Source organism: Neoalteromonas flava, from assembly GCF_002807685.1.
GTDB lineage: Bacteria > Pseudomonadota > Gammaproteobacteria > Enterobacterales > Alteromonadaceae > Alteromonas_E > Alteromonas_E flava.
The window spans coordinates 845,435-863,852 of the sequence record NZ_PEAX01000003.1; the positions used below are offsets into that span (position 1 = coordinate 845,435).

Sequence of the window (18,418 nt, forward strand, 5' to 3'; positions counted from 1 at the left end):
ATAAACTTTTCTTTACAATTGATTAACCTGTCTAATTCGAAGCATTAGGAATTTTGACTTGAGACAGCTAACATTGAGCGCATAATAACGACTTTTACATTCCTTAATAGGCGCAGTGATGATTAGTGTTTTTGATATGTTTAGTATTGGTATTGGCCCTTCAAGTTCGCATACTGTGGGTCCAATGCGTGCGGCAAATCAATTTATACAAACACTAATCAATAGCGGTGTTTTACCCCAAACTGATCGCATCGTAACCGAACTATATGGTTCGTTAGGACAGACTGGCAAAGGTCACGGTACCGGGAAAGCGGTAATTCTTGGCCTGCATGGCGAGACTCCTGAAAGTATTCCGGTAGAAAGCATTGATCAATTACTGGAAAACGTGGAAAAAACGCAACAATTACCCGTAACAACAGAACATACCGTTGCCTTTCCGAGAGACGGTGCGATCATCTTTCATCGTCGCAAAACCCTACCCTTACATGCTAATGGAATGACAATATTCGCTTATAAGGGTGAAACATTGCTGCACAAGCAAACCTATTACAGTATTGGTGGCGGTTTTATTGTTACTGAAGAAGAGTTTGTCGACGCTAAGAAAGCCGCGATTGAGCTGCACGACACACCAGTACCCTACCCATTTAGCACAGCTGAAGAATTGGTTAAGCAGGCTAAAACCAATGGTATCTCTATTAGCTCGCTTATGTGGCGAAATGAGATGGTGCATGCTTCCAAGGAAGAGGTTCAGGATAAACTCGCGAATATTTGGCAGGTAATGCAAGCCTGCATTAAACGCGGCATTGAAACTGAAGGAATTTTACCCGGCGGCTTGAAAGTGTTGCGCCGCGCGCCAGGTTTGTATCGCCGTTTAAAGAATGAAAAGTCGAGTGACCCCATGCAAGCAATGGATTGGGTCAACTTGTTTGCTCTGGCTGTGAATGAAGAAAATGCTGCAGGCGGTCGTGTAGTTACAGCCCCAACCAATGGTGCGGCTGGAATATTACCGGCCGTGCTAAGCTACTATGATAAATTTGTCCAACCGGTTGATGATGAAACCGCAACTCGCTATCTATTAACCGCTGCAGCAATTGGTATTTTGTATAAAAAGAATGCTTCAATCTCCGGCGCCGAGGTTGGCTGTCAGGGCGAAGTCGGCGTTGCGTGCTCAATGGCAGCAGGAGCATTAACAGAAATCCTTGGTGGTTCCGTTGATGCAGTAGAGAATGCGGCAGAGATTGGTATGGAGCATAATCTAGGCCTTACCTGTGATCCTGTCGGTGGATTAGTTCAGGTGCCCTGTATTGAACGCAATGCAATGGGAGCAATAAAAGCCATCAACGCATCACGCCTAGCGGTACGAGGCTCAGGTGAACATAAGGTATCATTAGACAAAGTGATAAAAACCATGCGTGACACTGGCAATGATATGAAAACCAAATACAAAGAGACAGCGCGCGGTGGACTCGCCGTTAACATTATCGAATGTTAATTAGTAGTTGATATACGTACGCTTTTTACGCGCAGCGAGCGCCCATATGCATTTAAGTGCGCAAGTATGCCAGCAAAAGACGGCGGATATGCCACTCGACAAGCTACGTTTATCTAACCGGTAGCGTTATATCTTTAAATAGCTTTTCCACATCGTCGTTATTCTTCTGCATCATCGCTTTTTCAACCATCGTTTTGGTTAAATGCGGTGCAAAACGTTCAATAAAATCATACATGTAGCTGCGTAGAAATGAGCCTTTGCGAAAGCCAATTTTGGTTGTGCTGTATTGGAACAAGTGACTTGCGTCAATTTTAACTAAATCCTCGTCTAAATCTTCGTTTACCGCCATTGAGGCAATTACTCCGATCCCTACACCGAGTCGAACATAAGTTTTGATAACATCAGCGTCAGTTGCTGTGAATACAATTTTAGGCGTAAGTCCAGCGCGTTCGAATGCTTGATCCAGTTCAGAACGACCAGTAAAGCCAAAGACGTATGTAACTAACGGATACTGCGCAATATCTTCAATTTCAATACTGCCCTTTTTTGCTAAAGGGTGCGATTTATTCACAATCACAGAACGATTCCAGTGATAACACGGCAGCATGACCAAATCGTTATAGAGGTGCAAAGCCTCTGTAGCGATAGCAAAGTCTGCTTCGCCTTTAGCCGCCAAATCGCTGATTTGCGAAGGTGTGCCTTGGTGCATATGCAGTGACACTTTTGGGAACTTATGCATAAAACCTTGGATCACTTCTGGCAAAGCATAACGAGCTTGGGTATGTGTTGTAGCAATATTAAGCTTGCCTTGATCTGGCAACGTATGTTCGCGTGCAACTGATTTGATGCTTTCAACTTTGGCTAAAATCTGGCGAGCAATATTTATTACGTCTTGTCCGGCATCGGTAACGTGAGTTAAGTGTTTACCGCTGCGTCCGAATATTTGCACACCTAACTCGTCTTCCAGCATCCGCACCTGTTTACTGATCCCTGGTTGAGACGTAAACAAGCTTTCAGCCGTAGCTGAAACGTTTAAATTATTATTTTGTACTTCAACGATATAGCGGAGCTGCTGCAGCTTCATTAGCGGTATCCATTAATTCGAATGTTTAAAGTGGCGAGCATTGCTGGCTATGCTGTTAGCATCAAGAAAACAACGCAAGTTTTGATTGTAGATAAAAATGGTCGCTTTATGCAAAAAAATTAGGCAAACAGTTCAAGATCAAAGATACTAGAATAAGCAAAAGTTGCTACAAGGGCTTAACATGACAAAAGAAATCGACTTTTCTTCAGTACTCGCAGCCGCTGTCCACGACATGAAAAATTCACTGAATCTGTTGATCCAAACCTTGGAATCTATGGATGATGTTATTCCAGCGGAAAACCCCGACGCGCGCGAATATTTATCCCAAGTGCACTACGAAGCAGCGCGTTTAAACACCGGTCTGGTTCAAATGCTCTCCCTTTATCGCGCTGAATTAAACGGACTACCCATAAATGTTGATGAACACATTGTCGACGATGTGATCACTGAATTAATGGGCGCAAATCATTCATATGGGCAACAGCGTGGTATTGAAATTACTGCCGAATTTGATGAAACGCTCAGTTGGTTTTTTGATAAGGATCTTATCTATTTATTGTTGAACGATGTATTGATTAACGCGATGCGCTACGGAAACAAACAAATTCATTTATCAGCAGCTGTGGTCGATAATAGACTTGTAGTGACGATTGAAGATGATGGTGACGGATACCCTGAACATATGCTAGAACAGAGCCATTCTGATCTCGCAGAAGTCAATGTCAGTCAGGGGCGAACCGGCCTGGGTATTTTCTTCGCACGTCTTATAGCGCATGCACACACCAACCAGGGGCAACGTGGTGAAATAACACTAAGTAATGGTGGGCGTTTCGGGGGTAGTGTATTTCAAGTTAAATTGCCCTAAACTGTCAAACGAGAATAACAAAGCGCAATTATGTGCACTAAATAAATGAAGTACGAGAGCCTATGACGTTCGGAATAATAGTCGGATTAATTGTAACGTTGGTCGTTATCGCGATAGTGATTAACGCATTCCAGCAACACAAAGCCAAAATTGAAGCGGAAAAGCGCAGTGAAATAGCGAAACAGAAAGCTATTATTGATGAAACTGAAAACGTGCTTATGGCAGCCGGCCAGTTTCCTATCTCGCCGAAACTCGTATGGGTCATGCAACAACGGGTACAAAATGCATTGCGGATCATGCTTGAGTTAAACCCCAGCATGCCTGAGATACGCCAACGTGTTAAGGATGCAGAAGCTCGAGTGCAAGCTATTGATCTTAATGCTTCAACGCCCGATCAAAGTGGATTTACCCTGCCAGATAACGATAAATTGATCATTCAAATGATCCAGGCAATTAAAAAACTGCGGGTGCTATTACGCAGCGAACATAGTAAAGGTAAAGTCGATACCCAAATGTACATGCATGAAGACCGCACGCTTGAGCGCTTGCAGCTCCGTGTTAACGTCGAAACATTGGCTCGCCGGGGAAAAGCTGCACTATCTTCTAATATGCTCGGCTCCGCACGCCAATATTTTGAGAAGGCAATTGGTGCATTAGAAGCACAAACCCAACCAGATGAATACATGCAACATCGACATGCTGAACTGTCTGAAATGTTGCGAGAAATTCAAGATAACCTGAAGAACGTCAATGCTCAGGACCGAGCGAAGAAGAAAGAACAAGAGCGCGATGATCTCGATGAACTGTTCGCTCCCAAGAAAAAGTGGTAATTCACGTAGTTCGCTGATTTTTAACCGCTAACCAGAAAGTCTGTGCAGGCACTGATAGAGTGCCGCGCTTGGCTTTTAACATGCCAACGGGTCTAACCAGCAAATCCTCCTCCAGCTCAATACAGACTAATCCTTTTGCCAACATTTGCCGACGACAAAGCATTGGCACCACGGATACTCCCATTCCGGTGGTAACCAGTTGCCCAACAGTGCTCAATTGATTGGCTTCAGCGATTAAGTTAATCGGGAGGTTTAAACGGTCTGCGACTTCCTGCAACCACAAGCGTACACTAGAGTCTCGGTTCATGGCGATAAAGGGCTGCTGCAATATTGTCGCCCAGCTAAGAGATTTACGCGACGCTAATGAATGTTCAGCGGATACGATCGCAATAAATTTGTCCTCAAACAAAGGTTCAAAGATAAGCCCTTCTTCATGCTCAGGTTCAAAACTAAACCCTATTTCAGTGCGCCCAGACAGCACGCAATCAATTACTGATTCCATGACTACATCAAGAATGCGGAATCGAATATTTGGAAAGTCACGGTTAAATTGCTTTATGAGTGGCGGCAGAGCACCCTCAGCAAAGGATGGCATGGCCGCAACAGTTAAACTCCCCTGCTTTACTGCAAACAAACGTTGTATATCCAGTAGTACATTGTCACAGTCAACACATAAACGTTTCGCTGCAGGCAAAAAAGTTTTACCTTCACTGGTTAAACTAACAGTTCGCGTCGTGCGCGCAAATAGCCTCCCCCCTAGCGACTCTTCAAGTCTTTTAATGCTACTAGAAAGTGCTGGTTGCGTTATATGTAGCTTATCTGCTGCCTCTGCGAAGGTTTTAGAGTCGGCCAAAGTTATAAAGGCCTGTAAGGTCTTAAGGTTAAGCATCAATTAAATACTCTAACGATGATGTAATCTGGAATCTCAGCGTTTTATTAGGTGGTAAACCAACGTTGTAATTTCAACCAATAGTCGCACTTTTCGTCGTCTACTATTGGTTCACACCGCAGTAAAATGGATATTAAGCGGAACTAACATTAGTCATCTATTAATAGATATTTTTTATTAATTGAGACATTAATGTAATTTCACTTTGTTAACAAGCTGTTTAATACTAACGGTCTTATTAACAACTAATGAGTACCCACATGGCAGGATTTAACAAAGTAGTCACTAGCTACGCCGAAGCAATGCAAGGCCTTACCGATAACATGACCGTTATCGCAGGCGGCTTCGGCTTGTGTGGCATCCCAGAAGGTCTAATCGCAGAAATAAAGCGATTGGGCGTTAAAGGCCTTACCGTCGTTTCTAATAACTGTGGTGTTGACGATTTTGGTTTAGGGATACTTCTGGAAGACAAGCAGATAAAAAAAATGGTGTCTTCTTATGTTGGAGAGAACGCCTTGTTTGAACAGCAGCTACTAAATGGTGAACTGGAAGTTGAATTAACGCCACAAGGAACACTCGCTGAAAAAATGCGTGCTGGCGGTGCCGGTATTCCTGCCTTTTATACTGCGACAGGATATGGTACCCCCGTCGGAGAAGGCAAAGAAGTAAAAGAATTTAATGGTCGCCCCTACATACTTGAAGAGTCGATAACTGGCGACTTTGCCATTGTTCGTGCTTGGAAAGCCGACCGGTATGGTAACTGTGTCTATCGTCATACCGCCCAGAACTTCAATCCAATGGCAGCTACAGCTGGTAAGATTACGGTTGTGGAAGCCGAAGAAATTGTAGAGCCAGGCGAATTAGAACCAGCCCAGATTCATACGCCAGGTATTTATGTGCAACGCGTGATCAAAGGTGTATTTGAAAAACGCATCGAACGTCGCGTTTTAGCTAAGTAGGAGAATCAACTATGGCATTAACCAGAGATCAAATTGCTATGCGCGTTGCCAGTGAGTTTAAAGACGGTGATTATGTCAATCTTGGCATTGGTATACCGACGCTTGCTGCCAACTATGTTCCAAAGGACATTGCGGTTATGTTGCAATCGGAAAATGGCTTGTTAGGTATGGGCCCTTACCCAACTGAAGAGCAAGTCGACGCTGATATGATCAACGCTGGAAAAGAGACAGTGACAGCAATTCAGGGGGCGTCAATTTTCAGTTCAGCCGAGAGTTTCGCGATGATCCGTGGCGGTCATGTTGACTTTACTGTACTGGGCGCATTTGAAGTTGATGTTCACGGAAATATCGCATCATGGATGATCCCCAATAAGTTAGTTAAGGGCATGGGCGGAGCAATGGACCTAGTTGCTGGTGCGAAGAACATTATTGTAACGATGACTCATGCTGATAAACACGGGAACTCGAAGCTATTGAGTGAGTGCACATTGCCATTAACAGGAGTCAATTGCATTACTCGGATAATCACTGACTTAGCAGTGCTTAAGGTGGCTGATGGTGCGTTCCACCTGACTGAGCGGGCGCCTGGCGTTAGTATTGATGAAATAAAAGCGAAAACAGCAGGTAAATTAGTGATACCCGATCACGTGCCTGAAATGCAGTTTTAATCGCCAATAAAACTATCATATAGACCACGTGAACCTTCACGTGGTCTATGGGTTGAACTTGCTGTAAACATACACCAACAACTCGTTATTACTATCGTTTTTACTCACAATCAGCGATAATGCCAGCATTCACATGAGGGCATGCACTTGTTATTTTCTGACCTACCTTTAGATCACCGTTTATTAAAATCACTCGAAAGTAAAAAATTAACCGAGTTAACTGAGATCCAAAGTCGGGTTATTGCCCCTGCCCTTAAAGGCAATGATATCATTGCATCTTCGAAAACAGGCTCCGGGAAAACGTTGGCGTTTCTTGTTCCTACTGTGCAACGATTGTTGCGAAACAGAGCCTTAAGTAAACAGGATCCCCGCGTACTGATCCTTGCCCCAACGCGAGAATTGGCCAAACAAGTATTCAGTGAAGCTAAATGGTTGACCGCTGGCTTACCGATAAATTGCCAACTCATTGTCGGCGGTGAGAACTACAATGATCAAATCAAAACATTGCGCAAATCACCGCATATTATCGTTGGTACAGCTGGGAGAATCGCTGATCATCTAGAAAGTCGCTCTTTCTTTATCAATGGTTTAGAGCTATTAATCCTTGATGAAGCGGACCGCATGCTCGACTTGGGCTTTCATCAACAATTGCTTTTGATCGATCGCTTCGCCGACCATCGCAAGCGGCAAACGATGATGTTTTCCGCCACCATTGGCGAACTGGCAGTCGACAAACTAGCGCAGAAATTACTGAATGCGCCAAGTAAAATTGTGGTTGGTAGTGCGACAGAGCAACACGCTGACATTCAGCAGAATTATATCTTTGCTGACTCAGTAGAGCACAAAGAACAGCTACTCATGCACGCACTAAAACAGCATCCACATGACCAAGCAATTACATTTGTCGCCACCCGAGAAGACACTGAGCGCCTCGCCAAGGAATTGAATACACAAGGGTTTGACGCTGTAGCCTTAAACGCTGAGTTAGCACAAAATCAACGTGCCAATGTAATGAACGCATTTTCTCGCGGGCAGCATACGATATTGGTTTGTACAGACGTCGCCAGCCGCGGATTGGATTTACCCCGTGTGGAATTAGTGATCAACTTTGATTTACCCAAACACCCAGAAGAATATATTCACCGTATCGGCCGTACAGGTCGAGCGGGTCGCTCGGGAGAGAGTTTATCATTTGTTGGACCAAGAGATTGGCGAAGTTTCACTGCTATAAGAGCGTTGTTGGACTATGAAATCGCTAAGCTTGAATATGTTGAGTTAACAGCAGAATTCAAAGGCTATGATTTACAGCAACGTAAACCTGCAGACAGTCATAAAAAGCGCAAAAAGTCATCCACTCAACCAACGCAACGCAATACAGCCAAAAAGCAAAAGCGAGTCAATAGTATGTTGGGCAAGGAAATTGGTGATGCACCGTTGAAACGTAAACCTAAATCATCCCTTCCCGTAGATAGTGATCCAAACGAGTAAGTCAATCCTTTGACCTACTGCTCCCTTGTTTGGTTATTTCAGTGGTAGATAGATATCAGTCAGTAAGTCGTGCTCATCGACCTCGAATACAAAGTTTAAATATTCAAATACAATCGGATGATTCCCCGGCTCTTCATTGTTTTGTGGTAACCACGTATCAAACAAATACCATATTTTTTCATTTAATCCTGCATGACTTCCTTGATGCTGCAGCACCGCATAACGTCCAGCTGCAATAGCACCATTTTTTACCCCATAGCGATTATCAGGTATTGAGCTTGTTACTGAACCACACACATCCCAGCGGAATTCATCTGCCGGAGTCGTTTCTGGATCACTGTAAGGGATCCCAAATGTGCGACTTTGTTTTACTGGGGATAGGCCGGATTCTTTTCTCCATTCGATAAATTTACCCGCAGTCTGTAATACCGTCTGCGGTGAACCTAAGTGAGTTAAATACGCAATGGGTATCGTGTCAATTTGCTTAATTGCAACGTTCATATTATGCCTCGTTGTAGTAGGTCTTGGCTGCATATGTAAGCGCTGATGCCAATTAGCCCAATTGGGATCTTGTCTAAATACGCTAGGAAGTTCTCCTACCTCGCGTTGAAACGCCCGGGTAAATGCTTCTGCGCTATCAAAGCCTGCTTCAAAACCGATTTCTAAAAGATTGAGTTGTTTTTCGAAGGCGATTCGAAATGACGCCCTACGGAGCCGAAGCAAAAGTATGTACCTGGTTAGACTCAAGCCCGTGTGGGCTTTAAACGCGCGATGAAAATGAAACTTTGAGTAGCAAGCAAATTCACTGAGCGAATCAAGTGAATGAGAAACATCGAGATTGTTGGCAATAAAATCACAGGTCTGCTGAATTCGCTGTTCCACATTGTTCATACTAAATCACTACATTCGAAAAACTGAGGCTATGCTAGTTGATCATGGGCTGGCTTATCTTGATTGAAATTGCGCAATTGCTTGTAGGAGCCTTAAGTGCATAAAAAAAGGCGCTTTCGCGCCTTTCTTAGTATTCCCACCAACCTTCTTGCCACCAATCAAGAAACTCCGCGAAATCGATAAACCCATCATGATTGTCATCGATCAGGTCAAATCCCTCTTTCACATGACTGGCCTTGGTTTTAGGCGATATAACCGTTAATAACTCGATAAATTCGGGTAAATCGATCTGACCATTGTTATCTTTATCGAAGAATTCGAACTCTTTCCGAATTTCTTCAACTTGTTCTGGGGACAATTGTTTTTCTGACATAGTACTACTTTGACGAATTTACATTTCTGTCTTGAGTGTATCGCTGATTGGCATGAGTTGTCTACGTTTACCTTGCCGACCGACCACGCATACTGTGGTGAGAAAAAACACTTTTATTGCCGCATTAAGTCACATTGATTCATGCGGCAACAAAGCGCTAGCGTTTTCCGCTTTAGTACGCCTTACCCAGTGCTTGCTTTTGCGCGCGTCGCTCTGCGGCTTTTTGTTGCCTACGTTGCTTGGTCGCTATTCGAGCGTCACTACCAACATGCGCTTCATTTCTAGCCATAGCCAATTGCACTTGTTTTTCACGCTCACGGAAGCGCTCTATTTGCTCTTCTGTATGCGTACCGTAACATTTAGGACAGCTAACACCTGCCTCAAATTGCTCGCTTTGCTTATCAGCTTCAGTTATCGGCAAACGACATGCATAACATTGATCATATACACTTTTTTCTAATTGATGATTCACAGCAACGCGATTATCAAAAACGAAACAATCACCTTCCCACAATGAGTCCTGCTGCGGTACATCTTCCAAATACTGCAGGATACCGCCTTCTAAGTGATAGACTTCTTCAAAACCCTGCTCTTTTAAGTAGGCAGTGGATTTTTCACAGCGGATCCCACCGGTGCAAAACATAGCTACTTTCTTGTGTTTATTTGGATCGAGGTTTTCCTTTACATACTGCGGAAACTCTCGAAATGATTCAGTGTTCGGATTAATCGCGTTTTTGAACGTGCCAATTTCAATTTCATAGTCATTGCGAGTATCAATCACTGTTACTTCAGGGTCTGAAATCAACGTATTCCAATCTGCTGGTTTAACGTATGTGCCTACAGTTTTGCGCGGATCGATACCTTCGACACCTAAAGTAACGATTTCTTTCTTCAATTTAACTTTGGTGCGATAAAACGGCTGATCAGAATGCAAGCTAGTTTTAAAAGAGATCGGAGCTAAGCGCGCATCGTTATTGAGCCAATCAAGTAAAGCTTGAATGTTTTCAGAAGATCCCGAAACAGTACCGTTGATCCCCTCAAGGGCTAATAGCAAGGTCCCTTTAATGTCATGTTTAAGCATCACATCAAGAAGAGGCTGACGAAGTTCTTGGTAATTATCCAGCGTTACGAACTTGTATAACGCGCATACAGTAATAGACATTTAATTTTTCCTTTTGCGATTTGGAACGTAAAACCAGGGCAAAATGCGGCGCGGACTATACGCAAATGTGGTGTAAAAATCAAATCAGGCTAAGGCGGCTTGGCTTTGGGGAATGATCTCGGCTAAGTTGGGAGCGAATTGCATCAGCTTATTTTCAAGCTTTTCTTGTTGACGTCTTTGCGCATGTAATTCGCAATTAGCAATCACTTCAGGATCAATTCGCTTACTGTCATTGTGCAACGACAATGGGTCAGGATGCAGACACATCCAGAGCAACAAATCTGCTCGGTTTTGACGTTGTAAAAGTTGTGCAGACTGAGCCACAGCTTGAAAATCTTCATCTTTAGCTTGCAATGCAGAGTGGCGATAATAGTGAGGCGGCTTGTCAGCGTTGGTGTGGGCCGACTCGTCCAGTGAGTCTGACTGAATACGCAGACGCTCCGTTATTTGGGTATTCAACTGCGCCAGATAAAAGCCGAAATCATGACCACTGTGTAAGGCACGGCTCACCTGCCCAGTGTATTCTGGGTCACGCTGAACTATGGATTCCAACGCGGTTGGTGACGACATGTTACTCACGAGTGAAAGGCATTTACGAAGGTTATCGGCAAGAGAATTGTATTCTACAACTTGCCTTTAGCTGCGCTTTGATTAACTATTCAAATTGATACGCGCTGTATACGTTGGTTTATGGATATCATTAATTACACTAAAAAACGCTTTTTGGTTGTCGAAGATCAACGGCCATTTCTGATCATGTTACGCGGATTATTAAATTCGTTAGGGGCAAAATCAGTCGCCATCGCACAAAATGCTGAAACTGCATTAGCCTTATGCCGCAAAGAAAAATTTGATTTTATAGTCAGTGATATCCACCTTGGACAAGACAAAAAAAATGGCTATGAGCTGATCGAAGAATTGCGTGCGCGCAAATGGGTAAAACCCTCATCGGTAATGTTAGTTATTAGTTCAGACAGTACTCGCCATAAAGTATTAGGTACCATCGAAAAAGAACCCGATGACTATTTAGTTAAACCCTTTTCACAAATTCAATTAAAAACCCGGTTGAACCGTGCGTTTCACAAGCGCATGGAGCTTGCAGATGTTTATAATCTAATTGACGAAGACGATATTGAGCAAGCGATCAATCAATCTCAAGACCTACTCAAAGGCAAACTCCACTATCGTAATAATTGCTTAAAACTGCTGTGTAGCCTGTACTTACGCAATGAACAGTATGCTGACGCTGTTGCTTTAGCAGAAAGTGTCAATGCTGCGCGTCCGGTTAAATGGGCACAAGTTGCTTTGGCTCGCGGCTTAATCGGACTAGAGCAACCAGAACCTGCAATAGCACTGGCCGAACAACTCATTGAATCCAATCGATTTTATGTCGAAGCTTTTGACATTTTGGCGCTAGCCCACACCTTGCAAGCAGAACATGAACAAGCATTGGTGGATATCAAACAGGCCATTAGCATTGCGCCTTTATCTATGCAGCGCCAGTATCTTGCTGCGCAAATTGGTCGAGTTAATGGCGACAGAGAGTTTGCCAAAGAATGTTGCTTAGCGATTTGGCAAATCAGTAAACGTTCCATGCACCGCGATGTAACTCACTTTAGTAATTACGTGCGCAGTTTGTTAGATGTAGCAGAACACGCTGAAGAAAAGAAAGTACAAAATCGCTATCAGCAAGAAGCATTACTTACCCTGCAACGAAGTAAGCGTGACGATGTATTTACCCGTGGTGATGAGCAATTTGATTACAGTCTGTTCGAAACGATCATAAACGCACGGATTAGTGCAATTGATGGTAAGAGTATTCAAGCCAAGCAACTCATTGAAGAAGCCCAAATAAAGATTGAAGAAAATTTTTCCGATTTTCCACTTAAATTGGCCGCCGATAGTATTCTCGTTATGGCTGACATTGGTGATTTTGAAGAAGCCGAAAAACTAACTCGCCTGCTTGAGGATTCTGACTTAGAGATCGATCCTAATGTGCAATCGATGCTTGATGAACAGGCGCAAGACAATGAGCGACGGGAGGCTTACAAGGTCCATAACAAGACGGGCATAGATGCCTATCGCGATGGTAAATATGAAACTGCCGCAGCAAGTTTCCGCGCCGCGCAATTGCTTGCCCCAGTAAATATCGGCGTGGCACTAAACCTGATCCAAAGTCTGATCAAATTGTTAGATATGCAAAGAAAACCCGACAGTAAATTGGTAAAAGAGCTCAGAGATGTCTATAAATTAGTTAACAGCATTCCTCTTCGTGACATGCATCAGCAAAAACTTGATGCGTTAACTGCGGACCTTAAACCCTACATTGAAAACGGATGATGACTATGCGTTTTACCCTGCTGCTAAGCAGTATGTTAAGTACCCTACTCATTTCAGGGTGCAGTTCTAAGCAACCCTGTGAGGATATCCTCGAAGTACAACGCCAAGAAGCAACGTGCCAAGAGCTCGCTCGAATCATGCGTGATGACAGATATCCACAACAAGCGTTAACTGCGCGCAAACGGTACGACAGTGAATGTGTCGATTTACGTTACTATCGCGATGGTTACGATACGATTTGCAAAGGTGATCAAAAGCCTATAGGCAACCGCGAGAATTAACGTTTCGTCCGCCGGCCTAAAGAGGCAAGCATACTTCCACTAACCACACAAAATGCGCCCACGTAGGCTAACGTATCTAATTCGCTGCTAACGAACACGTTTGGCCACAGTCGGATCGCTATTTCAGACGAAATAATAGTGAATAATGGCGCAATGGCGATAACTGCACTAACTTTAGAGGCTTCCCAAATCCCCATAGCATAAGTAAACGCGCCATACGCTATTAAAGTATTTGCGCAGCAAAAAACCAGTGCGCCAAATTGCAATGCTGACATTGCAAATACACTAGTAGGTGTGGTTAGTGGTAATAGCAGCGAGCCACCGAAAATATAGATGAAAAATGTTAACTGGCGCGCCGAAATCGAAGACAGTAAAGGTTTTTGAAAAAGTGCGTAGGCTGCCCAACAAGCCGCTGCAAAAATGATCAAAAATAAACCGTATGGACTCTCATGCGAAGAATTAATGATTTGCGGCAAACGCTGATTAAAGAACAAAACCAGCCCTATAAACAACAGGATGGCGCCAACTTTTTGCTGCCGTGTAAAAACTTCCTTGTACAGATAAACGCCACCTAACATCAGCATAAATGGCGCAATCTGCATTAGAACTTGGGCTGATTCAGGATTTAAAAAATTCAGTGCGTGAGCACTAGTAACGTAATTCAACACCAGTAAAACGGTGGCAACAAAAAGCATCCACCACCCTTTTCTCGACAACATAGCGCGTGTTGGCACTTGTCTACGCAAGACCAATATAGCTAGCACTACGAGTGCCGCTGAGTAAAAGCGGTATGCTGTTATTGTCGCACTGTCCATCACCATCAAACAGAGTTTGAGAAATATCGGCAATACTCCCCACAGCACAGCCGTAGTGAAAGCGAGTATGAAACCGAGCCCAGGTCGTGTTACCTGAGATTTTATAGCGACTACTGAATGGTCGATTGTTGTATTGCTCAAGCAAATTAGCTCATCAAGTCCTCAAGGTCGGCAATGATAGCGCTAATTTCTTTCGCAAGCTTGCGTTTTTGCTTATCAGTCAACGTACTGTGGATCTCAGCAATCATCGTCGAGTACAAACGACGGTTATGCTCTTGAACTTCTAATTGTCTTTCACTACGAAATTGCTCTGGAGCCAGCATCAATGCTTGTAAGTCTTGCACAAAATTAGGGTTTTCCTTCCTTCCAGCAAACAAGGAACGGGCAGCTTGTTGAACAGTTCGACGATAAGCGATCCAATCTTCATAGCTGGATTGATAACTAGGCGCATACAGCATTACAATTTGTTCTTGCTCGTCAGTAAGACGTCCAATCATTTCTTCAACGTCTTCGACCAAATCATCTTGTCGCTGTTCAAGCCGCTCCTCATCGGTTAATTCGGCTCGTTTTTCTTCGCGTTTTTGGTTCTCTTTTTCCAACGCGGCAAATAAATAAACGACTTGTTCGTCACTGAGCGTGGTGGCCATATTTGCCAATTCAGGTACTAACCTGTCACGCAGCCGCTCCCAATGTTGCTGTGCAATATCAATTTGCGCAGTAATTTGCTCCGGCGTTAATTCGCTGCCTAACGCGGTTTGCTTAACTAGCTGTAAATGTTCGACATAGACTGCCAATTCTTGTTGACGGTGCCATTTGAGCCAATCATGGAGTTTTTCATCGAAGATACTTTCTTGCTGGTCCGTTAATTCGATGTAGTCATCAACATACCAATAAACCAACCAATCTAAGTTGTTGTAAGCAAATTTAGACGAACATCCGCTTATAAAAATTAGGGTTATGCCAATTAATAGCCAGTGGCGCATGAACAGGAAACTCCTCTGAAAAAAAAACCATAACAGTCATTTGTCATGGGACTGCAATTGCTAGCAGTTTACAAAATTTATTCTCACTTGCACTTGGACAGAGTGTAAGCGAATGTAACTTGCCAAATGTAGAATGCTTAAGTAGCTTGTATGTTAGGTACGACCAATATTCAGTAAAAGGATTCCTGCATTGATAAAAAAAGTTGCTGTTTTAACATCGGGTGGTGACGCCCCCGGCATGAATGCCTGTATTCGAGCAGTGGTACTCGCCTGTGAACAACATGGCTTTCAAGCAATGGGCTACCTGCATGGTTACAACGGCTTGTTACAACAACAACTAAAACCGATGAAAGCGCAGGATATGCACAATCTTATCCAACGCGGTGGAACGGTGCTACACAGTGCTCGTTGCTTGGAGTTTAAAACAGCTGAAGCAGGCAAATTAGCAGCAGTAAATCTTCAGGCAGCGAATATTGATGCTTTAGTTGTCATTGGGGGTGATGGTTCATTTCGTGGTGCTCACCACCTTAGCCAATTTTGGTCGGGCCAAATTATCGGCCTCCCTGGCACCATTGATAATGATATTTTCGGCACGGATGCAACCATAGGGTATTACACCGCGATTGAAACTGCGGTAAGTTCAATCGATAAAGTTCGCGACACCGCGGATGCATTTGAACGCATATTTTTAGTCGAAGTCATGGGCCGTCATGCAGGTTTTATTGCGTTAAACGCTGCCCTGGCCTCGGCGTCTGATCATGTCATCGTACCTGAGTTGTTTCAATCAGAAGAGCATGCTCTGCAAGCCATGATCAGTGAATTAGACTACCGCAGAAAAACCCACGGCAGTATCAGTTACATCGTAGTTGTCGCAGAAAATGTGTGGCCAGGTGGCGTTGGTAAACTTGTTCAAGCTCTTGAAACTCGCACCGGTAGCGAAGTCCGTCCGGTCATACTAGGTCATGTACAACGCGGTGGTTCTCCTGTTCCGCAAGATCGGATTTTAGCCAGCAAATTAGGCGCCGAGGCCGTTCGGGCGATTAGTCTTGGCAAAACCGGAGTAATGATTGGTGAGGTAAATGGCGCGCCGGTTGCAGTACCTCTGGAGCATACTTGGCAACAGCAAAAGCCGTTAGAAGACTTTTGCGTGCAGACCATGCGCCAACTTGTGAATGCAACTACTGAGTAGCTCGGGTTACAAATCCATCGCAGCTTTGACCCGGTCACGATGACTTCGACTGACTTTCAATTCAGTGTCGTTGTGCAAGATTAAGTGGTATTCACCACTCACATGGCTAACCAGCTTTTTGACAAAATTTATGTTAACTATCGCAGAACGATGCACCCGAATAAACATCTTGGGATTCAGCGCTTGTTCCAACTCTTTCATGGTTTTACGCATGATATGCATGCCGTCTCGAGCATGCACACACATGTAATCGCCAGCAGCATCTACCCACTGAATATCCGCAACAGGCACGCGAGTTACTTCTGAGCCATCCTTTATTGACATCACATCAGGGTAAGGAGATGTTTCCACTGACTCACCAGCAGCTAATTTACGTAAGATTTCCTCACAATCATCACCAGTAAGGTCGGCAACTAAACTCACTAACTTATCGGTATTCGATTGGCTCTGTTCACGCGCTAAAACATCACGAACTTTACTTAGTGCCTTTTCCAGCCGCACATCATCAATAGGTTTCAGCACATAATCTAAAGCATGAATATCAAATGCCTTAATCGCGTAACTATCATAGGCAGTAACAAATATGATCAGAGGCATGGGTTGGCGCAGGTCACGCAACTTCTGAATAACCTGAAAACCATTGAGTTCTGGCATTTGAATATCGAGAAATACCAGATCTGGACGCTTCTGAGGGATCATAGCAACCGCATCTAAACCGTTACTACATTCACCTACGATATCTACATCATCGTGTGCCTGCAGACGAAGTTTCAATCCCTGACGAGCGAGCGGCTCATCATCAACGATCATTACCTGTAATGCATTGTTACTCATTATCAGCTTCCTTTACCTCAAAGGGAATACGAATGCTAACCCGCAGGCCCTTAGGTTGATTATTGGCAATAACAAACGAAAAATTCTTGCCGTACAGCGAATGCAATCTTTCACGAATATTCGGCAGACCAACACCATTCTCTCTGGCTAGTTTACCCTGTTTAATTTCTGCCCCTGGACCATTGTCTGCCACATCAAGCAACAGGTCGCTACCAAAAACACGCGCATGAATAGTGATAACGCCGTCCTTACTCATCTTAGAAATAGCGTACTTAATCGCATTTTCGATCAACGGTTGCAATATCATGCTTGGAACCAAAGCCATTTCACAGCGTGGTTCTATCTCCCAATTTACGGTTAACCGTTCATCGAAACGTACCTTTTCGATATCTAAGTATAAACGCAATGCTTGTATTTCTTGAGCTAGCGGCACCCGCTTAATGGGATCATTATCAAGCGAGTAGCGTAAAAAATTACTCAACCTGGTGACCATAGTCTCGGCGGTAGTATTTTCCTTCATCAGGATCAAAGTAGAAATCGCGTTTAGCGTATTAAATAAAAAGTGCGGGTTAAGCTGGTAACGCAGCATTCGAATATGCGCCTGGTGCGCCATAGTCGTAGCTTTTAACGCGAGTTGCTTTTCTTTTTGCAACATTTGGAAATTTTTAATCCCGAAATACAAGCCCCCCCAGCACACAATCATAATCAATGAATTAATTGTATTGGCGGTATACATATACCACTCTTCAGGGCGATACCCGTGCTTGTATATTTCCCAGTAATTGATGTTTTTAACTACGGCCCACACCAAAGCAACAAGATAGCTAGACACTGTAACTGCGGTCAGCATTTTAACAATGGATTGTTGTCGCGCCCAACGGAACACGTAGCGTAAAGGAATGGTTAACAACCAACCAGCATAAGCATTGAGCACAATAATGAATAACCAAATCGCGCGCATGTCGTGGAGGAATGAGCCAATGTAGTAAACAATGGCAAAACCCGCCCAACCAGCTGAATGCAAGGCCCAAAAAAGACGCTCATTATTATCAAATAACTTTTGCCAGCGGCTCACAATAGAAACTTCTTGGAAAACATAACTCGATTATAAGAGTAATTTACTAGAGAAAAGATGCGCTGGTCGTATCAACGCATCGACTGGTCGCAGATTGGAGAAATATTTGCCGCTGACTGACGTATAGCAAACCTGAGCAAACTACCTGCTCAGTTTGCTCAATAGAGTCGAGGCTACAAACCTATCAGCCACTGTAAAGC

19 protein-coding genes are annotated in these 18,418 nt (G+C 43.8%); 9 read left to right on the forward strand and 10 right to left on the reverse strand.

The window, feature by feature from the left end; all coding sequences use genetic code 11:
* The first annotated feature begins 118 nt into the window (after nt 1–118).
* A complete protein-coding gene (locus CSH92_RS09770) occupies nt 119–1,492 on the forward strand; it encodes an L-serine ammonia-lyase (RefSeq protein ID WP_100657396.1) in 1,374 nt (457 codons plus the stop codon).
* A gap of 109 nt (nt 1,493–1,601) precedes the next feature.
* Here CSH92_RS09770 and cysB read toward each other — a convergent pair whose 3' ends face one another.
* Nucleotides 1,602–2,576: an HTH-type transcriptional regulator CysB gene (cysB, locus tag CSH92_RS09775; RefSeq protein WP_100657397.1), complete on the reverse strand. Its 975-nt coding sequence runs from the start codon at nt 2,574–2,576 to the stop codon at nt 1,602–1,604.
* A gap of 181 nt (nt 2,577–2,757) precedes the next feature.
* On the opposite strand from cysB, the gene CSH92_RS09780 reads away from it, so the two are divergent.
* Nucleotides 2,758–3,441, forward strand: coding sequence for a sensor histidine kinase (locus tag CSH92_RS09780; RefSeq protein WP_100657398.1), 684 nt, complete (start codon nt 2,758–2,760; stop codon nt 3,439–3,441).
* A 62-nt stretch (nt 3,442–3,503) separates the two neighbouring features.
* A complete protein-coding gene (locus tag CSH92_RS09785; RefSeq protein WP_100657399.1) occupies nt 3,504–4,271 on the forward strand; it encodes a hypothetical protein in 768 nt (255 codons plus the stop codon).
* 1 nt (nt 4,272) lies between these two features.
* Here the strand turns inward: CSH92_RS09785 and CSH92_RS09790 are convergent, their stop codons facing one another.
* Nucleotides 4,273–5,160 (reverse strand): LysR family transcriptional regulator, encoded by an 888-nt coding sequence (locus CSH92_RS09790; protein WP_240612771.1) that lies wholly within the window; start codon nt 5,158–5,160, stop codon nt 4,273–4,275.
* Nucleotides 5,161–5,420: 260 nt separating this feature from the next.
* Here CSH92_RS09790 and CSH92_RS09795 point away from each other — a divergent pair, with 260 nt between their 5' ends.
* From CSH92_RS09795 to CSH92_RS09805, 3 genes are all read left to right on the forward strand, one after another.
* Nucleotides 5,421–6,119: a CoA transferase subunit A gene (locus CSH92_RS09795; RefSeq protein WP_100657514.1), complete on the forward strand. Its 699-nt coding sequence runs from the start codon at nt 5,421–5,423 to the stop codon at nt 6,117–6,119.
* Between the two features lie 11 nt (nt 6,120–6,130).
* Nucleotides 6,131–6,787: a CoA transferase subunit B gene (locus CSH92_RS09800; RefSeq protein WP_100657401.1), complete on the forward strand. Its 657-nt coding sequence runs from the start codon at nt 6,131–6,133 to the stop codon at nt 6,785–6,787.
* Between the two features lie 147 nt (nt 6,788–6,934).
* Nucleotides 6,935–8,275, forward strand: coding sequence for a DEAD/DEAH box helicase (locus CSH92_RS09805; protein ID WP_100657515.1), 1,341 nt, complete (start codon nt 6,935–6,937; stop codon nt 8,273–8,275).
* Nucleotides 8,276–8,308: 33 nt separating this feature from the next.
* Here CSH92_RS09805 and CSH92_RS09810 read toward each other — a convergent pair whose 3' ends face one another.
* The 4 genes from CSH92_RS09810 to CSH92_RS09825 form a co-directional block, all read right to left on the reverse strand.
* Entirely contained in the window at nt 8,309–9,166 is an 858-nt protein-coding gene (locus CSH92_RS09810) for an AraC family transcriptional regulator (RefSeq protein WP_100657402.1), read from the reverse strand.
* Nucleotides 9,167–9,293: 127 nt separating this feature from the next.
* Complete coding sequence (locus tag CSH92_RS09815) at nt 9,294–9,539, reverse strand: EF-hand domain-containing protein (protein ID WP_100657403.1); 246 nt, start codon at nt 9,537–9,539, stop codon at nt 9,294–9,296.
* A 172-nt stretch (nt 9,540–9,711) separates the two neighbouring features.
* On the reverse strand, nt 9,712–10,701 hold the full coding sequence (trhO, locus tag CSH92_RS09820; RefSeq protein WP_100657404.1) for an oxygen-dependent tRNA uridine(34) hydroxylase TrhO: 990 nt from the start codon (nt 10,699–10,701) through the stop codon (nt 9,712–9,714).
* An 84-nt stretch (nt 10,702–10,785) separates the two neighbouring features.
* On the reverse strand, nt 10,786–11,271 hold the full coding sequence (locus CSH92_RS09825) for a VC2046/SO_2500 family protein (RefSeq protein ID WP_100657405.1): 486 nt from the start codon (nt 11,269–11,271) through the stop codon (nt 10,786–10,788).
* Between the two features lie 120 nt (nt 11,272–11,391).
* Between CSH92_RS09825 and CSH92_RS09830 the strand changes: the two genes are divergently transcribed.
* Together CSH92_RS09830 and CSH92_RS09835 are read left to right on the forward strand one after the other, a co-directional pair.
* Nucleotides 11,392–13,041 (forward strand): response regulator, encoded by a 1,650-nt coding sequence (locus CSH92_RS09830; protein ID WP_100657406.1) that lies wholly within the window; start codon nt 11,392–11,394, stop codon nt 13,039–13,041.
* A gap of 5 nt (nt 13,042–13,046) precedes the next feature.
* A complete protein-coding gene (locus CSH92_RS09835) occupies nt 13,047–13,322 on the forward strand; it encodes a hypothetical protein (protein WP_100657516.1) in 276 nt (91 codons plus the stop codon).
* On the opposite strand, the gene CSH92_RS09840 is transcribed toward CSH92_RS09835, so the two are convergent.
* Nucleotides 13,319–14,278 carry a DMT family transporter gene (locus CSH92_RS09840; RefSeq protein WP_240612772.1) on the reverse strand — a complete coding sequence of 320 codons (960 nt, stop codon included), beginning with the start codon at nt 14,276–14,278 and terminating at the stop codon, nt 13,319–13,321. The genes CSH92_RS09835 and CSH92_RS09840 overlap by 4 nt on opposite strands.
* Nucleotides 14,279–14,283: 5 nt before the next feature.
* Complete coding sequence (locus CSH92_RS09845) at nt 14,284–15,120, reverse strand: DUF6279 family lipoprotein (RefSeq protein WP_100657407.1); 837 nt, start codon at nt 15,118–15,120, stop codon at nt 14,284–14,286.
* Between the two features lie 190 nt (nt 15,121–15,310).
* Here CSH92_RS09845 and CSH92_RS09850 point away from each other — a divergent pair, with 190 nt between their 5' ends.
* The gene (locus tag CSH92_RS09850; RefSeq protein WP_100657408.1) at nt 15,311–16,309 is read left to right on the forward strand and encodes an ATP-dependent 6-phosphofructokinase; all 999 of its coding nucleotides are present in this window, start codon (nt 15,311–15,313) and stop codon (nt 16,307–16,309) included.
* Between the two features lie 6 nt (nt 16,310–16,315).
* Here CSH92_RS09850 and CSH92_RS09855 read toward each other — a convergent pair whose 3' ends face one another.
* On the reverse strand, nt 16,316–17,143 hold the full coding sequence (locus tag CSH92_RS09855) for a LytR/AlgR family response regulator transcription factor (RefSeq protein ID WP_100657409.1): 828 nt from the start codon (nt 17,141–17,143) through the stop codon (nt 16,316–16,318).
* The gene (locus tag CSH92_RS09860) at nt 17,136–18,218 is read right to left on the reverse strand and encodes a sensor histidine kinase (RefSeq protein ID WP_100657410.1); all 1,083 of its coding nucleotides are present in this window, start codon (nt 18,216–18,218) and stop codon (nt 17,136–17,138) included. Before CSH92_RS09860 ends, CSH92_RS09855 begins: the two co-directional genes overlap by 8 nt.
* Nucleotides 18,219–18,418 lie beyond the last annotated feature (200 nt).

What these genes read in the sequence shown, in the direction of transcription:
- CSH92_RS09815 (WP_100657403.1), bottom strand. Translation starts at nt 9,539, where the DNA reads ATGTCAGAAAAACAATTGTCCCCAGAACAAGTTGAAGAAATTCGGAAA.
- cysB (WP_100657397.1), bottom strand. Translation starts at nt 2,576, where the DNA reads ATGAAGCTGCAGCAGCTCCGCTATATCGTTGAAGTACAAAATAATAAT.
- CSH92_RS09770 (WP_100657396.1), top strand. Translation starts at nt 119, where the DNA reads ATGATTAGTGTTTTTGATATGTTTAGTATTGGTATTGGCCCTTCAAGT.
- CSH92_RS09835 (WP_100657516.1), top strand. Translation starts at nt 13,047, where the DNA reads ATGCGTTTTACCCTGCTGCTAAGCAGTATGTTAAGTACCCTACTCATT.
- CSH92_RS09855 (WP_100657409.1), bottom strand. Translation starts at nt 17,143, where the DNA reads ATGAGTAACAATGCATTACAGGTAATGATCGTTGATGATGAGCCGCTC.
- CSH92_RS09825 (WP_100657405.1), bottom strand. Translation starts at nt 11,271, where the DNA reads ATGTCGTCACCAACCGCGTTGGAATCCATAGTTCAGCGTGACCCAGAA.
- CSH92_RS09810 (WP_100657402.1), bottom strand. Translation starts at nt 9,166, where the DNA reads ATGAACAATGTGGAACAGCGAATTCAGCAGACCTGTGATTTTATTGCC.
- CSH92_RS09830 (WP_100657406.1), top strand. Translation starts at nt 11,392, where the DNA reads ATGGATATCATTAATTACACTAAAAAACGCTTTTTGGTTGTCGAAGAT.
- CSH92_RS09800 (WP_100657401.1), top strand. Translation starts at nt 6,131, where the DNA reads ATGGCATTAACCAGAGATCAAATTGCTATGCGCGTTGCCAGTGAGTTT.
- trhO (WP_100657404.1), bottom strand. Translation starts at nt 10,701, where the DNA reads ATGTCTATTACTGTATGCGCGTTATACAAGTTCGTAACGCTGGATAAT.
- CSH92_RS09780 (WP_100657398.1), top strand. Translation starts at nt 2,758, where the DNA reads ATGACAAAAGAAATCGACTTTTCTTCAGTACTCGCAGCCGCTGTCCAC.
- CSH92_RS09845 (WP_100657407.1), bottom strand. Translation starts at nt 15,120, where the DNA reads ATGCGCCACTGGCTATTAATTGGCATAACCCTAATTTTTATAAGCGGA.
- CSH92_RS09785 (WP_100657399.1), top strand. Translation starts at nt 3,504, where the DNA reads ATGACGTTCGGAATAATAGTCGGATTAATTGTAACGTTGGTCGTTATC.
- CSH92_RS09795 (WP_100657514.1), top strand. Translation starts at nt 5,421, where the DNA reads ATGGCAGGATTTAACAAAGTAGTCACTAGCTACGCCGAAGCAATGCAA.
- CSH92_RS09790 (WP_240612771.1), bottom strand. Translation starts at nt 5,160, where the DNA reads ATGCTTAACCTTAAGACCTTACAGGCCTTTATAACTTTGGCCGACTCT.